The organism is Pelomonas lactea, assembly GCF_043555885.1.
Classification (GTDB): Bacteria; Pseudomonadota; Gammaproteobacteria; order Burkholderiales; family Burkholderiaceae_C; genus Pelomonas; species Pelomonas lactea.
Map to the genome: position 1 here is coordinate 192093 of NZ_JBIGHX010000005.1, position 15191 is coordinate 207283.

Sequence of the window (15191 nt, forward strand, 5' to 3'; positions counted from 1 at the left end):
GCCAAACAGGGGGAAGCAAACCATGGCCGAAATCACCCGCCGCCGCACCGGCGAATTCCTGCGCGAGCTGTTCAGCATCCTGCTGGCGGCGCCAGAAGGCCTGCGAGCCAGCGAAGCCCTGCAGGTGCTGGCCAGCCGCGTCACCTTGTCGCCCTACGAGGCTGACAGCTATGAATCCGGCGGGCGCCGCTTCGAGAAGATCGTCCGCTTCGCCACGGTCGATTGCGTCAAGGCGGGCTGGTTGGTGAAGGACAAGGGCATCTGGTCCATCACCGACGAAGGGCGCGCTGCCCATGCGGCGCTGGTGGACCCGGAGGCCTTCTACAAGCGGGCGTGCAAGCTGTACGCGGAGTGGAAGGCCGCGCAGCCCGATGCCGAGGCGCCGGCGGCGGCCGGCCCGGCGGTAGCCGGCGGCGCAGACGACGTGGGCAGCAACGCCAAGGCGGTGAGCGTGACGTTCGAGATGGCCGAGGAGGAGGCCTGGGCCGAGATCTCCAGGTACCTGCAAGGCATGAACCCGTACGAGTTCCAGCACCTGGTGGCCGACTTGCTGCGAGCCATGTCGTACCACGTCAGCTGGGTGTCCCCGCCCGGCAAGGATGGCGGCGTGGACATCCAGGCGTGGCCCGACGCGCTGGGCACGCGGCTGCCGCGCATCAAGGTGCAGGTGAAGCGCCAGCAGCAAGCGGTGAGCGTGGAGGGCCTGCGGTCCTTCATGGCCGTGCTGGGCGATGACGATGTGGGCCTGTTCGTCTGCACCGGCGGTTTCACGAAGGACGCCGAAGCCGAGGCGCGCACGCAGGAAAAGCGGCGCATCAACTTGATCAACTTGAAGAAGCTGTTCGACCTGTGGGATGAGCACTACGACAAGCTGACCGATCAAGCCCGGCGTCGCTTGCCGTTGCGATCCATCAGCTTCCTGGCGCCGGGCGGCTAGGCAGCGCATCCCGCGGGCACGGCCACGCGGCACGTTGAAGCGGCGTTCTGCGAAGGCCCGCGGCCACGCCGCAACGCTCACGCCTTCAACTTCTCCCCAGTCACCGCGTCACCCTCCGGCGGCGGTGTCTTGCTGAGCTTCCAGCGCCCGCCCCCCGTCAGCTGCAGCACGCGGCGGTGGAAGCCGGCCACGGCGGCGCGGTGGGCGATGCTGATCAGCGTGGTGCCGCGCTGGCGCAGGCGCTCGTACAGGCGCTGCTGGTTGGCGTCGTCCAGCGCGCTGGTGGCTTCGTCGAGGATGGCCACGCGCGGGGCGTGCACCAGCAGCCGGGCGAAGGCCAGGCGCTGCTGCTCGCCGCCGCTGAGCAGCTTCTCCCAGTCTTCCTTGCGGTCCAGGCCCGCGTCGGTGTCGGCCAGGTGGCGCAGCTGCACTTCGTCCAGCACCTTCAGCAGCGCCTCGTCGTCGCGGTCGGCATGGGTGCGCGGGTAGATGAGCTGGCTGCGCAGCGTGCCGGCCTGCAGGTAGGGGCGCTGCGGCAGGAAGAACACGTCCTCCTGCGGCGGGTGTTCGATGTGGCCGCCGCCCTGCGTCCACAGGCCGGCGATGGCGCGCAGCAGCGAGCTCTTGCCGCAGCCGCTGGCGCCGGTGATGAGCAGCGACCCGCCGGCCGGCACGCTCAGCGACAGGTCCTTCACCAGCACACGGTCGCTGCCCGGGGCGGTCACGGTCACGTTGGAGAGCTTCAACTCCCGCGCCGGCTGCAGCGCGATGCCGGCGGCGGGCGGTGCCTCCTGCAGCTTCTGCGCCATCACGTGCAGCCGGTCGATGCCGGCGACGAAGCGCGACAGGCTCTCGAAGTTCTCGACGATGACGGACACCGCGCTCAGCACCGCGGCGAACGCGCCGCCGGCCTGCACGGCCTGGCCCACCTCCAGCTCGCCCGCCAGCACCTGGCCGGCCAGCACGACGAAGGGCACCAGCAGGCTGAGCTGGCTGAACGAGCGCTGGAACAGGTTCAGCAGGAACTGCGCGCGGATCATCTTCTTCGTGTTCAGCAGCGCGGCGCGCAGGCGCTGGTCCAGCTGGTGGCGCTCCTGCTGCTCGCCGCGGTAGAAGGCGATGGACTCGGCGTTCTCGCGCAGCCGCATGAGCCGGAAGCGGAAGTCGGCCTCGCGCTTGAGCTGCCAGAAGTTCAGCCGGATCAGCGGCCGACCGAACAGCCCGATGGACAGCAGCGTGCCCAGCAGCGCGTAGGCGATGAGAAAGCCCACCAGCAGCTTGGACAGCCCCCACAGCACGGCGCTGAACGCCACCAGCTGCATGGCCGAGCCGAGCAGGATGAGCAGGAAGTTCAGCGAGCGGCCGGTGAAGGTGTTGACGTCGTCGGCGATGCGCTGGTCGGGGTTGTCCACGCCGGCGAGGCGGAAGTAGGCGCGGTCGCCGAGGTAGGCATCCAGGAAGCGGTGCGTGAGCCAGCGCCGCCAGTCGTTGGCGTAGGCGTCGCGCGCGGCGTAGTACAGCGCGTAGACGGGCACGGCAATGCCGACGACCCACAGCATGCCGCGCACGGCGGCCCAGAAGCGGCCTTCGTCGCGCGCGGCCAGCGCGGAGGTCAGCTCGCCGGTCTTCTCGTTGATGAGCACGGCCAGCTGGGTGTCCAGCAGCATCAGCGCGATGAGGCCCACCAGCACGGCCCAGGCGACGCGGCGGCGGTCGCCCGTCCAGTAGGGTTTGGCCACGACGAGGAAGCGGCTCCAGGCGGAGGTCGTGTCGGCGGGCGTGGGGCTCATGGGGGCAGGCGGGCGTGGCAGCGTTCGGCCAAGCCTAGGGGCGCCGTCGCGGCGCCGGTGTCGGACGCCGCGCCGGTGCGGCGTCAGCCCAGCGCCGCGGCCAGCAGCGCCTGCAGCAGGTGGCGGTGGTTGCCGGCGGTCTCGCCGTCCATCGTGTCGGCCAGCTGGCGCAGCGGGTGGCCGGCGTCGGCAATGCCGTCGAACACGGGCACGCCGGCGTGGCGGCCCAGCTCGCCCAGTTCGGCGGCGGGCAGGCCCTGGCATTCGATGGCGTCGTAGAGCTGGCCCAGCAGCGAGGCGAGGTTGCGCGCATGCCGGTCGCCCAGGCCGCTGGCGCGCACGCGGGCCACCTGGCCGCCCAGCTCGGTTGCCGCGCGCACGAAGGCGGTGGCGGCCGGGCCGTCGAGGTCGTCGCTGAGCAGCGCGAGCCGCTTGCCGCGCAGCAGCTGGGGCAGGCCGGCGTCGCTGGCGGCGGCGCGCTTGAGGCGCTCGGCGTCGGCGATCAGCGCGAGGCCGTTGTCGGCGGACCAGGGTGAGGCGTGGGGCAGCATGGCCGGCGCAGGCTAAGCGCTCGCCGCTGCGGCGAGGCTGACGAAGATCAAGCCGCAAGCGCCGTTTACACGCCGTTTACCGAGTGTTGCCGAGTGGTGCGGATCGTTGTTCGGCGGTTGTCGGCCGGTTTCTAAGCTCCTGTCCATCGAATCCGCTTCACCAGGAGCCCCGCCATGATGACCGCCACCAGCACCGCCGCCGCCCGCGCCCGCACCCCGTCTGCCCAGCCGGCGGCCGGCCGGCACGAGGTGGCCGAGCGCATCGCCGGCACGCTGCAGCTGCTGCAGGACCATGTCGCCATCACGCGGCGCATCGTGCGGGCCGGTGACAGCGTCTACGAGGCGGGTGAGCGCTTCGGCATGCTGCACGTCATCAACTCCGGCTTCTTCAAGACCATCAACCTCGCCGCCGACGGCCGCGAGCAGGTGGTGGGCCTGCACTTCAAGGGCGACTGGCTGGGCTTTGACGGCATCGCCGCGGGCCAGTACGGCTGCGACGCGGTGGCGCTGGACACGGGCGAGGTCTGGAGCATCCGCTACGACGCGCTGCTGGCCGCCTGCGCCCGCCACCCGCAGCTGCTGGGCGTGCTGCACCAGGCCATGAGCCGCGAGATCACGCGCGACCGCGACTCGCTGCTGAGCCTGTGCACGCTGTCCGCCGACGCCCGCGTGGCCGACTTCCTGCGCTACTGGGCCGATGCGATGGCCCAGCGCGGGCTGCGCCACGACCAGATCACGCTGCGCATGACGCGCGCCGAGATCGGCAACTACCTGGGCATGACGCTGGAGACCGTCAGCCGTGCGCTGACGCGGCTGTCGCGCGAGCAGCTGATCGCCTTCCCCGAGCGCGGCCGCCGCGACGTGCAGATACCCGACGTGCAGGCGCTGGGCGCCTACGTGCAGCGCAGCCTGGCGCCGGCCAGCACGACGCTGCAGTAAGCCGCGCAGCACCTTGGCCCTTCGGGCCGAGCGCCGGGCCGCCCCAAGCCGGCCCGTTCAGGCGACGTGCTGGCGGCTCGATGCCGCGAGCGTCGCCGTCCCCTCGGGGGACCGGCTGGGCTGGCCCGCGTTCAGCGCGGCAAGCCCGGGCGAGGGGCCGCCTTCACCACCCTCGCGACGGCCCGCGCCAGCTCCTCGCGGCTGAAGGGCTTGCGCAGCAGCTCGTGGGCGGCGGCCTCGTCGGCGTCCAGCAGCTCCGACGAATAGCCCGACATCAGCAGCACCGCCAGCCCGGGGTGCTGCTGCTGCGCGCGCTGCGCCAGCTGCGTGCCGCGCAGGCCGGCACCCAGCGCGATGTCCGACAGCAGCAGGCCGCAGCCTGCGTCGCCCGCCAGCTCGGCCAGCGCCAGTTCGGCGGTCGCCACGGCGCGCACCTCGCAGCCCAGCGTGCGCAGGAAGGTCGTCACGACGGTGCGCACCTCCGGCTCGTCCTCCACCAGCAGCACGCGCAGCCCGGGCGGCACGGCGTCGCCGCCCGCGCCCTCGGCCGCGGCGTCGTCGGCCGCGTCGGCATGCACGGGCAGCAGCAGCGACACCGTCGTGCCCTGGCCCGGCGTGCTGTCCAGCAGCGCCGCGCCGCGTGACTGCTTGGCGAAGCCGTACACCGTGCTCAGCCCCAGGCCCGTGCCGCGGCCGGCCTCCTTGGTCGTGAAGAAGGGCTCGAAGGCACGCTCGCGCACCGCCTCGGGCATGCCGGCGCCGTTGTCGGCGATGTCTATGCGCAGGTAGTCGCGCGGCCGGCCGCCGGCCAGCTCGGCGGGCAGCGTGTCGCAGCGGCGCGCGGCAAACGCCAGCTCGCCGCCGTCGGGCATGGCGTCGCGCGCGTTGATGGCGATGTTCAGCAGGGCCGACTCCAGCTGCCCCGGGTCGGCCAGGCACGGCGGGCAGCCGGGCTCGACGTCGACGCGCAGGCGGATGCGCTGGTCCAGCGTGCGGCGCAGCATGTCGGCCAGCGACTCCAGCAGCGCGCCCACGTCCACGTGCGTGGGCTGCAGCACCTGGCGGCGCGAGAAGGCCAGCAGCTTGGCGGTGAGCTCGGCGCCGCGCTTGGAGGCGCGGGTCGCCGCGCTGACCAGCTGCGGCGCGATGGCGTCGCCCGCCACGGCGGGCAGGTCTTCCAGCACCTGCAGGTTGCCCTGGATGATGGTCAGCAGGTTGTTGAAGTCGTGCGCGATGCCGCCGGTCAGCTGGCCCACGCTCTCCAGCCGCTGCGCGTGGTTCAGCGCCTCCTCGGTCTGCGTGCGCTGCAGGCTGGTGGCCAGCAGATGGGCCAGCGACTGCAGGAAGCGCTCCTCGTCGTCGCCGAAGCGCTCGCCCGCGCGCGGGCGCGCCGTCAGCGTGCCGACGACCTGGCCGCGGTCGGTCAGCGGCGCGGCCAGCGTGCCGTCGGCGGCCGGGCCCGCATCGCCTGCCGGCACGCGGCTGCCGAGCTGGCCGGCGGGCACGTTGCCGGCGCAGCCGGCCACGCGCTGGCTCTGGCGGTCGGGCTCCAGCAGCAGCACCACCGAGGCGTCGGCCTGCAGCGCCTGCACGGCCACCTGCGGCACGCGCTGCAGCAGCTGCTGCGGGTCGCGCGTGTCCACCGCCATGCCGCCCACCTGCGCCAGGTGCTCGGCGTAGTGGGCGCGCTTGAGCGCCTGCTTGACGCGCGGGTAGGCGCCGATGTCGCGGATGGCCGCCACCACGTAGGGCAGGCCCTGCGCGTGCAGCGGGCTCAGCGCGATCTCGACCATCACCTCCGAGCCGTCCTTGCGCCGCGCCACCAGCTCCATCTGCGTGCCCATGGGGCGCGGCCGGGGATGCAGGGCGTAGCTCTCGCGGTAGGCGGCGTGGCGGGGGCGGATGGCGTCGGGCACCAGCGCGTCCACCGACAGGCCGATGAGCTCCTCAGGGCTGTAGCCCAGCAGCGTCGTCGCGGTCGGGTTGGCCAGCGCGATGTGCCCGCGCGCATCCACCAGCAGCAGCGCGTCGGCCGACGCGGCGAACAGGGCGTGGTGCAGTGCGGCGGCGTCCATGGCTCAGTGCTGGCTGACGGCGGGCGCGAACAGGTAGCCGGCGCCACGCACCGACTTGATGAGCTGCGGCTCGTCGGCGTTGTCGCCCAGCTTGCGGCGCAGCCGGCCGACGAGCACGTCGATGGTGCGGTCGAAGGGCGCTGCCTCGCGGCCGCGCGTCTGCTCCAGCAGGAAGTCGCGCGACAGCACGCGGCCGGCGTGGCGGGCCAGCACCTGCAGCAGCTCGAACTCGCCGGTGGTCAGCACCACCTCCGTGCCGCTGGCGTCGACGAGGCGGCGCGCCGCGGTGTCCAGCTCCCAGCCGGCGAAGCGCAGGCGCGGCCGCTGCGGCGGTGCGGGTGCGGCCGCGGGCGGCGCCGGCTCGGCCGGCACGAGGCGGCGCAGCACGGCCTTGATGCGGGCCAGCAGCTCGCGCAGGTCGAAGGGCTTGGTCACGTAGTCGTCGGCGCCGATCTCCAGGCCCACGACCTTGTCGATGGCGTCGCCGCGGCCCGTCACGATGACCAGCCCGCAGCGCCAGTGCTCGCGCAGCTGGCGGGCGATGACGAAGCCGTCCTCGCCGGGCAGGCCCAGGTCCAGCAGCACCAGCGCGGCGGGGTCGCGTGCCATCAGCTCCAGCAGCGCGCGGCCGCTGTGCACCTGGCTGACGCGAAAGCCCTGTGCCTGCAGATAGGTGGCCAGCAGCTGGGTGATGTCGACTTCGTCGTCGAGAACGGCAACGTGGGGCAGGGTCATGGATTCCGGCATGCGGTGCTGGCGCAGCGATGGCGGTCACTTTAACCCCCGCCGCCGCCGTGAAATCGCACCGCGATCCGCGGGCCTGACGCGAGAACCGAGCGGAGCGACTTGATGCAGGTCAGATGCTCGCCGGATGGCGGTGCCCAGAATGCCCGCCCATGACGAAGAGGACGGCCGAAGTGCGAGACCCGGCGAGCAAGACGTTCTGGCAGCCGCCGGCGTTCGACGGCGAGCGGCCGGGCGCGGCGCGGCGCTGGCTGGGCGGCGCAGAGCGCGGCGCGCTGGCCGCGGCGCTGCTGTACGCGGTGTTCGGCGTGACGTGGGTGCTGTGGTCGGACCGGTTGCTGTTCGAGTCGTCCTCCGAGCTGGCCGTGCTGCGGCCGCTGGGGCAGTGGAAGGGGCTGGCGTTCGTCGCGCTGTCGGCGCTGTGGGTGGGCGTGGCGGGGTGGCGGCACCGCGACCTGCCCGCCACGGCGCAGATGCCCGGCGGGCGGCGGCTGATGGCCGTGCTGAGCCTGGCGGCGGTGGCCATCATCGGCGTCGGCATGGCCGGCGCCATCCATGCATCGCGGGGCGAGCGCCGCGAGGTCTCGCAGATGCTGGCCGCGATGGCGCAGGCGCGCGGCATGCTGTGGGCCGCCTGGCTGCAGGAGCGGCAGAAGGACGCGGCGAGCCGGCGCGACGATGCGGAGCTGCTGCAGCTGCTGGCGCGCCGCGAGCGCACCGAGCCCGACGAGCCCGCATCGCCGCTGCTGGCCGGCCACCTGCGCGAGCTGTGCGTGCAGCTGCGCTGCCTGGACGCCCGCATTGCCGAGGCGGCGCCGGGCCCCGACGTCGCCGTCATCGCGGTGGGCGACGCCCGCGCCGACGGCGCGCCGCAGCGCGTGCTGGCCGAGGTCGGCACGCCGCTCGTGTCAGCGGCCGGCGCTGCGGCCCGGCTGGTGCTGCGGTTTGATGCCACGCCCACGCTGGCCGCGCTGCTGGCGGCGGGCGACGCCAGCCGCGCGAGGCTGCTGCTGTCGCGGCACGCGGGCAGCGGCTGGCACTGGCTGGAGGCCGCGCCGGCCGGCGGCCTGGCCGGCCGCGTGGTGGCGCAGGCCGGTGCCTCGGGCTGGCCGGGTCGCGGCGCGGACGGCCAGCCGGCGCCGCTCGTCTTCGACGCCACGCTGGACGCGCAGCGGGCCTTCGTCGGCGCCGCGGTGCCCGCGGGCAGCGGCTGGTCGCTGCTGGCCGTCGCCGATGCCGGCAACCTCTATCGGCACGCGTGGGGCGAGCTGCTGTGGATCGTCGCCGCCGACCTCGCGGCGCTGGTGCTGCTGGCCTTCGGCGTCTACGGCCTGCAGCAGCGCCGCGAGTTGCTGGCCAGCCGGCGCGAGCGCGCCGAGCAGGCGGAGAAGCTGCGCGCGCTGAACCTGCTGGAGGCCGTCACCAACAGCACGCCGGCGCTGGTGTTCACCAAGGATCTGCGGGGGCGTTTCACGTTCGTGAACCAGGCCACCTGCCGCGCGCTCGGCCAGCCGGCGCAGGCCGTGCTCGGCGCGCGCGCCGACGCCTTCCTGCCGCCCGAGGACTGCCAGCGCATCGCGGCGCTGAACGATGAGGTCGTGCAGTCCGGCCGCACCCTTGCCAGCGAGGGCCCGCTGACGACGGCGCTGGGGCGGCGCTGGTATCTGCGCACGCTGGGCCCGCTGCGCGACGCGGACGGCAGCATCAGCGGCATCTTCGGCGTCGTGCACGACATCACCGAGCGCCGCCAGCAGGAGGAGCGCCACCGCCAGTGGGCCCAGGCGTTCGAGAGCACGCGCGACGGCGTCATCATCTGCGACGCGGCCGGCCGCATCGAGAGCGTGAACCCGGCGTTCACCGAGATCACCGGCTATGCGCCCGCGGATGCCATCGGCCGCACGCCCGCGCTGCTGCACTCGGGCCGGCACGACGCCGAGTTCTACCGCCAGCTCTGGCGCGGCATCACCGAGCAGGGCCACTGGCGCGGCGAGATCTGGAACCGGCGCAAGGACGGCGAGATCTACCCCGAGTGGCTGACGATCAGCGCCGTGCGCGACGACGCCGGCGCCATCACCAACTACGTCGGCGTGTTCACCGACATCACGCGCGTCAAGCGCGATGAGGCAGAGCTGCAGCGCCTGGCCAACTACGACCCGCTGACCGAGCTGCCCAACCGCCGCCTGCTGATCGCGCGGCTGGAGCAGGCGCTGGCCCGCACGCAGCGCCTGGGCGGGCGCACGGCGCTGCTGTACATCGACCTGGACGGTTTCAAGACCGTCAACGACAGCCTGGGCCATCCGGCCGGCGACGAGCTGCTGGTGGAGATGGCGCGCCGGCTGGGCGGGCGCATCCGCCGCGGCGACACGCTGGGCCGGCTGGGTGGCGACGAGTTCCTCGTCATCGCCGAGTCGCTGAACGGCCCGCAGGAGGCCGCCGTGCTGGCCCAGGACCTCATCGACGCCGTTGCGCGGGTCGTCACGCTGGGCGGCGGGCACGAGGTCTACGTGACCGCCAGCATCGGCATCAGCCTGTTCCCCGACGACGGCTGCAGCGACGCGACGGCGATGATGCGCGACGCCGACGCGGCGCTCTACCGCGCCAAGGAGCAGGGCCGCAACCGGCTGTGCTTCTTCACGCACGACCTGAACCGCCAGGCCGTCGCCCGGCTGGACATCGAGGTGGCGCTCAGCCAGGCGCTGGACCGCGGCGAGCTGCGGCTGCACTACCAGCCCAAGGTGGGCGCCGCCAGCGGCCGCGTCATGGGCGCCGAGGCGCTGCTGCGCTGGCAGCGGGGCGCCGACCTGGTGCCGCCGGGGCTGTTCGTGCCGATTGCCGAGCAGAGCAGCCTGATCCTGGAAATCGGCGCCTGGGTCATCGACCAGGCCTGCGCGCAGCTCGCGCGCTGGCGCGCCGACGGGCTGGCCATGCCGCGCATCGCCGTCAACGTGGCCGCCCGCCAGTTCGCCGCCGGCGACCTGGACCGCGTCGTGGGCCAGGCGCTGCGCCGCCACGGCGTGCCGCCGGCCTGCCTGGAGCTGGAGGTCACCGAGAGCATGCTCATCGACAGGCCCGGCGAGGGTGTCGACATGCTGCGCCGGCTCAAGGACCTGGGCGTCAAGCTGTCGCTGGATGACTTCGGCACGGGCTACTCCAGCCTGGCCTATCTGCGCCAGTTCCCCATCGATGCGCTGAAGGTCGACAAGTCCTTCGTCGACCACATCGGCATCGGCCCCGACGGCAGCGCCATCGTCGACGCGGTGATCTCGCTGGCGCACCGGCTGGGGCTGGCCGTGGTGGCCGAGGGCGTGGAGACGCCGGCCCAGCAGGCCCACCTGCGCGCGCAGGGCTGCGACGAGCTGCAGGGCTACGGCCTGGCCCGGCCCATGCCGGCCGATGCCTTCGAGGCCTGGTGCGCCGGCCGCGAGGTGGCCGCGGCGGCGTGACGGGCCCGGTGGGCTGACCTTTGTCAGGGGCATTCGCGGGCCTGGATACTGGCTGCCCCAACCGGAGACACCGCTCATGAAGACCTGGCTCACCGCCGTCACCCTCACGCTCGCCGCCGTTGGCGCCCAGGCCCAGGCGGCCGACCCGCTGAAGGCCGCCGTCGCGGCCGACAACCGCCTCGTCGGCAACGTCGCCCGCGATGCCTGGCGCCACCCCTACGAGACGCTGAGCTTCTTCGGCATCAAGCCGACCGACACCGTCGTCGAGCTGGCACCGGGCGGCGGCTGGTACACCGAGATCCTCGCGCCCTACCTGCGCGACGCCGGCCAGCTCTACGCGGCCGACGGCGGCAGCGCGCGCTTCAAGGCCAAGATGGAGTCCATGGGCGTCTACGCCAAGGTCAAGATCACGGCGTTCGACGCCAACAAGGGCCTGCTGGACATCGCCCCCGCCGGCACCGCCGACGCCGTGCTGACCTTCCGCAACGTGCACAACTGGATGGGCTCGGGCAAGGCGCAGGACGTCTTCAACGCCGCCTTCAAGGCGCTCAAGCCTGGCGGCGTGCTGGGCGTGGAGGAGCACCGCCTGCCGGCCTCGCGCCCGCAGGACCCCAAGGCGCCCAGCGGCTATGTGCATGAGGCCACCGTCATCAAGTTCGCCGAGGCCGCCGGCTTCAAGCTGGCCGGCCGCAGCGAGGTCAACGCCAACCCCAAGGACACGGCCGACCATCCCGAAGGCGTCTGGACGCTGCCGCCCACCTACGCGCTGAAGGACAAGGACCGCGCCAAGTACCAGGCCATCGGCGAGAGCGACCGCATGACGCTCAAGTTCGTCAAGCCCTGATGGACGAGCCATGCCGGCCGTCGGGCCAGGGGCGCCCATGAAGCATGCGGTCGTCGGCTTCGGCCGGCTGGCGCGGGCGCTGGTGCCGGCGCTGCAGGCGGCGGGCGAAGACGTCGGCGTCGCGCGCCGCAGTGACGGCGAAGCCGCCGTGGCGGCCACGGTGCGCGCGGCAGACTGGGTCTGGCTGACCGTGCCCGACGACCACATCGCCGCGACCGCCGCCGCGCTGCCCTGGCGCAGCGGCCAGCTGGCGCTGCACTGCAGCGGGGCCACGCCGCTGGCGGCGCTGGCGCCCGCGCCGGCCGCCGCCGGCTTCCACCCGCTGAAGCTGCTGGCCGGTGACGCGGTGCTGGCCGGCGCGTACGTGGGCATCGAGACCGACGACGCGCACCGCCGCGCGCTGCTGGCGCTGGTGCGGCGGCTGGGCCTGGTGCCGCTGGCGCTGCCGTCGCCGATGTCGGCACCGGCCCGTGCGGCCTACCACGCGGCGGCCAACCTGGCGGCCAGCGGCCTGCTGGCCGTGCTGGCGGAGGCCGGCGCGCTGTGGTCGGCGGCCGGCCTGGCGCCGGACGACGCGCTGGCGGCGCTGCTGCCGCTGTCCCGTGGCGCGCTGGACACGGCCCAGGCCCGCGGCCTGGCCGGTGCCGTCTCCGGCCCGGTGGCGCGGGGCGATGCCGGCGTGCTGGCCCGCCACCTCGACGCGCTGGCCGGCGCCGGCCTGGCGGACGATCTGCTGCGCGCCGTGGCGCTTCGCCAACTGGCGCTGGCCCAGGCCGCCGGGCGGCTGGACGTGGCACAGGTCACGGCGCTGCAAGCCCTGCTGGCGCCGCGTTGAACACGTTTGCAGCGGGCGTGACAAAGGCCGCGTTCGACCCGGCGCGGGGGCTGGGCGAGGCGGCACGGGCCTCCTAAACTGCCTCGATCCGGTCGCTCTTGCCCGGTCAGACCAGGGAGTCCCGCATGTCCGACGCATCCATCCAGACCCTGATCCGCGCCGATGCGGCCCAGATCCTGCACAACGTGGTGGACGAACTGCCCGACGCGCGCGAGCGTCTGGCTTACGTGCGCAGCATGACCGAACAGGCTGCGACCAAGGTGCTCAACCTCGTGGAAGCCGCGCAGGAAGACGCCGAGGCCGTGCGCAAGAAGGGCCGCGAGCTGTCCGACGCGCTGAACCGCCTGGCGCTGTCCACCAACATCAGCCAGGACCGCGCCCGCGCACTGATGAAGCTGTGTGCCGCCTACGCGGCCGATGCCGCCAGCTTTGCGGCGCGCGAGAAGTCGCTGCACACCGAGATCATGATGTCGCAGGACTTCCAGGATCTCTCGGGCCAGGTCATCAACAAGGTCAGCAAGATGCTGGAGCGCGCCGAGCCGCCGCTGCGCGACCTGATGCAGTCGCTGCCGGCGCCGGTGGAGCCGCTGGAAACGCAGGAACTGGGCGGCGTGCAGACGCCCGACAAGGCGCTCAAGCAGGACGACGTGGACGACCTGCTGGCCAGCCTGGGCTTCTAAGTCCAGCTCGCCGGGTCCAGCCGGTAGTAGCCGCGCAGCTCCGCGTACAGCGCCGGGTGCATCGCGGCCAGCTCGACGGGCCTCTCGAAGAACAGCTCGCTGATGACGGCGAAGAACTCCGCCGGGTCGGTGGCCGCGTAGGCGTCGATGAGCCCCGGCTCACCGTTCGCGAGCCGCCAGCGCAGCGCATCGAACTCGTTCTGCATCACCGTGGACCAGCGCCGGTAGGCCTCGGCCGTGGGCAGCGCCGGCGCGCCGTTGGCGCGGCCGCCCGCCTGGTCCAGCTGGTGCGCGAACTCGTGGATGACGACGTTGTGGCCGTCGCCCGGTGTCGCCGCGCCGCGCTTGACCTCGTCCCAGGCCAGCAGCACCTGGCCCTGGCTCCAGCTCTCGCCGGCCAGCACGCGGCGCTGGTCGGACTGCACGCCCCCCTCCGTCACCGGCCGGTCCACGACGAAGGCGCCGGGGTAGACCAGCACCTGGCGCAGCTCCGGATAGACGCCGCGCGCCGCGCCCAGCAGCGGCAGGCAGGCCAGCGCGGCGATGGTCACGCGCACCTCGTCCGTCACGCGCAGGCCGCGGCAGCCCAGGATGGGCTTCTCGGCCAGGAACACCTGCATCAGCCCCTTGAGCCTGAGCTGTTGCCGCGCCGGCAGCCGCGCCACCAGCGGTACATGGCGGCGCAGCAGCCGCCGCCATGCGGCCGGGAACGGCCGTGCGGCCAGCCGCTCGCGCCGGCGCCGCTCCCACAGCGGCCACAGCGCGATGCCCGTGGCGGCAAGCAGGACGACGACGAAGCAGATCAGCAGCGGCATCGCCCGCAACTGGGCCCGCCGGCGCCGTTTGCAAGCCCCCGCGGGCCAGGCTTGCGCCGTCGTCGCTTACGCTGCGGGCATGCCCGACGCCGCCCAACCCTCCCGCCTGCAGGCCTGGCAGGTGCTGCTGGGCGGCGTCTGCGCGCTGGTGCTGACCATCGGCCTGGCGCGCTTCGCGTTCACGCCGCTGCTGCCGCAGATGCATGCGCAAGCCCGGCTGGGCGTGGCCGACGGCGGGTTGCTGGCGGCCATCAACTACGCCGGCTACATGAGCGGCGCGCTGCTGGCGGCGTGGATCGAAGACCCGGTCTGGCGCCGCCGCCTGTACGCCTGGGCGCTGCCGCTGGCGCTCGTCATCACGGCGCTGATGGGCTGGAGCACGCAGTTCGCGGCCTGGGCCGTGTCGCGCTACGTGGGCGGGCTGTGCGGCGCGGCGGGCATGCTGCTGGGCTCGGGCCTGGTGCAGGGCTGGCTGATCCGCGCCGGGCGCCGGCCCGAGCTGGGCCTGTACTTCATCGGCCTGGGGCTGGGCATCGTCGTGTCGGCCGTCGGCGCCATGGGCATGGGCGGCCTGGGCTGGGGCTGGGCCGCGCAGTGGCAGGGTTTCGCGCTGCTGGGGCTGGTCTTCCTGCTGCCGGCGTGGTGGTGGCGGCCGCCGGTGCCGCCGGCTGCGGTCAAGGCGCAGGCCGGCGCGGCGCCGTCGCGGCGCTGGATGGCGCTGATGGTGGCGGCCTATTTCTGCGCCGGCTGGGGTTTCGTCATCAACGCGACCTTCACGGTGGCCATCGTCGAAAAGCAGCCGCTGCTGGCCGGCCAGGGGCCGTGGGCCTGGCTGCTGGTGGGGCTGGCGGCCACGCCGGCGGTGTTCGTGTGGGACCGCATCGCGCGGCGCACCGGCGACGTCGGCGCGCTGCTGATCGCGTTCGGCGTGCAGATCGCCGGCGTGCTGCTGCCGGCGCTGTCGCACAGCCTGGCCGCGGCGCTGCTGGGCGCGCTGCTGTATGGCGCCACCTTCATCGGCATCGTCAGCCTGACGCTGGCGCTGGTGGGGCGGCGTTCGCCGGCCAACCCGGGCAAGGCGATGGCGCGGCTGACGCTGAGCTACGGCGTGGCACAGGTCAGCGCGCCGGCGCTGACCGGGCGCATGGTGGAGGCCAGCGGCAGCTTCGATGCCGCCCTGTGGCTGACCGCCGCGGTGCTGGCACTCGGGATGCTGGCGCTGGCCGGCGTGCGGCGCGAAGACCGCCGCTGATCAGGAGCCGCGGCCCGGCGCCACGGCGGAGCCGGGGCGGATGTTCTCGCCAATGGACTCGGCCTGGCGTCGGTCGGCCTCGCGCTGCGCGGCGGAGCGGCAGCGGTTGGTCGGCAGGTTGCTGCCGATGCGTGTCTCGCGCTCGCAGGAGACCTGGTCGGCCGCGACGGTGTCGTTGGTTTGCGGGGCGGCGACGCAGCCGGCCAATCCGATCACGAGCAGGGGGAGCAGCAGTTTCATGGTGACGGGGCGTAGGTCCGTGGTGGCGCGCAGCATAACGCGGCGG

13 protein-coding genes are annotated in these 15191 nt (G+C 73.5%); 7 read left to right on the plus strand and 6 right to left on the minus strand.

Translation table 11 applies throughout. From position 1 onward, the window contains the following. Positions 1–22: 22 nt before the first annotated feature. Positions 23–937, plus strand: coding sequence for a restriction endonuclease (locus tag ACG04Q_RS15975; protein WP_394511944.1), 915 nt, complete (start codon positions 23–25; stop codon positions 935–937). A gap of 77 nt (positions 938–1014) precedes the next feature. Here ACG04Q_RS15975 and ACG04Q_RS15980 read toward each other — a convergent pair whose 3' ends face one another. Next, positions 1015–2727, minus strand: a complete 1713-nt coding sequence (locus ACG04Q_RS15980; RefSeq protein WP_394511945.1) for an ABC transporter ATP-binding protein/permease — start codon at positions 2725–2727, stop codon at positions 1015–1017. Positions 2728–2810: 83 nt separating this feature from the next. After that, positions 2811–3278, minus strand: coding sequence for a Rossmann-fold NAD(P)-binding domain-containing protein (locus tag ACG04Q_RS15985; RefSeq protein ID WP_394511946.1), 468 nt, complete (start codon positions 3276–3278; stop codon positions 2811–2813). A 174-nt stretch (positions 3279–3452) separates the two neighbouring features. Between ACG04Q_RS15985 and ACG04Q_RS15990 the strand changes: the two genes are divergently transcribed. Then, positions 3453–4217, plus strand: coding sequence for a Crp/Fnr family transcriptional regulator (locus ACG04Q_RS15990; RefSeq protein WP_394511947.1), 765 nt, complete (start codon positions 3453–3455; stop codon positions 4215–4217). A gap of 131 nt (positions 4218–4348) precedes the next feature. Here the strand turns inward: ACG04Q_RS15990 and ACG04Q_RS15995 are convergent, their stop codons facing one another. Next, positions 4349–6292 carry a PAS domain S-box protein gene (locus tag ACG04Q_RS15995; RefSeq protein ID WP_394511948.1) on the minus strand — a complete coding sequence of 648 codons (1944 nt, stop codon included), beginning with the start codon at positions 6290–6292 and terminating at the stop codon, positions 4349–4351. A gap of 3 nt (positions 6293–6295) precedes the next feature. Then, positions 6296–7027 (minus strand): winged helix-turn-helix domain-containing protein, encoded by a 732-nt coding sequence (locus tag ACG04Q_RS16000; protein ID WP_394511950.1) that lies wholly within the window; start codon positions 7025–7027, stop codon positions 6296–6298. A 161-nt stretch (positions 7028–7188) separates the two neighbouring features. Between ACG04Q_RS16000 and ACG04Q_RS16005 the strand changes: the two genes are divergently transcribed. From ACG04Q_RS16005 to ACG04Q_RS16020, 4 genes are all read left to right on the plus strand, one after another. Beyond that, the gene (locus ACG04Q_RS16005) at positions 7189–10479 is read left to right on the plus strand and encodes an EAL domain-containing protein (RefSeq protein WP_394511951.1); all 3291 of its coding nucleotides are present in this window, start codon (positions 7189–7191) and stop codon (positions 10477–10479) included. A gap of 76 nt (positions 10480–10555) precedes the next feature. Beyond that, on the plus strand, positions 10556–11323 hold the full coding sequence (locus ACG04Q_RS16010) for a class I SAM-dependent methyltransferase (protein ID WP_394511952.1): 768 nt from the start codon (positions 10556–10558) through the stop codon (positions 11321–11323). 37 nt (positions 11324–11360) lie between these two features. Beyond that, positions 11361–12158: a DUF2520 domain-containing protein gene (locus ACG04Q_RS16015; RefSeq protein ID WP_394511954.1), complete on the plus strand. Its 798-nt coding sequence runs from the start codon at positions 11361–11363 to the stop codon at positions 12156–12158. A gap of 125 nt (positions 12159–12283) precedes the next feature. Continuing rightward, entirely contained in the window at positions 12284–12838 is a 555-nt protein-coding gene (locus tag ACG04Q_RS16020; RefSeq protein WP_394511956.1) for a protein phosphatase CheZ, read from the plus strand. Here ACG04Q_RS16020 and ACG04Q_RS16025 read toward each other — a convergent pair. Then, positions 12835–13653 (minus strand): M90 family metallopeptidase, encoded by an 819-nt coding sequence (locus ACG04Q_RS16025; RefSeq protein ID WP_394511957.1) that lies wholly within the window; start codon positions 13651–13653, stop codon positions 12835–12837. The two genes, ACG04Q_RS16020 and ACG04Q_RS16025, sit on opposite strands and share 4 nt — an antisense overlap. A gap of 79 nt (positions 13654–13732) precedes the next feature. On the opposite strand from ACG04Q_RS16025, the gene ACG04Q_RS16030 reads away from it, so the two are divergent. Further along, positions 13733–14905 carry a YbfB/YjiJ family MFS transporter gene (locus tag ACG04Q_RS16030; protein ID WP_394511959.1) on the plus strand — a complete coding sequence of 391 codons (1173 nt, stop codon included), beginning with the start codon at positions 13733–13735 and terminating at the stop codon, positions 14903–14905. Here ACG04Q_RS16030 and ACG04Q_RS16035 read toward each other — a convergent pair whose 3' ends face one another. Beyond that, positions 14906–15145, minus strand: a complete 240-nt coding sequence (locus ACG04Q_RS16035) for a hypothetical protein (RefSeq protein ID WP_394511961.1) — start codon at positions 15143–15145, stop codon at positions 14906–14908. Positions 15146–15191: the final 46 nt, after the last annotated feature.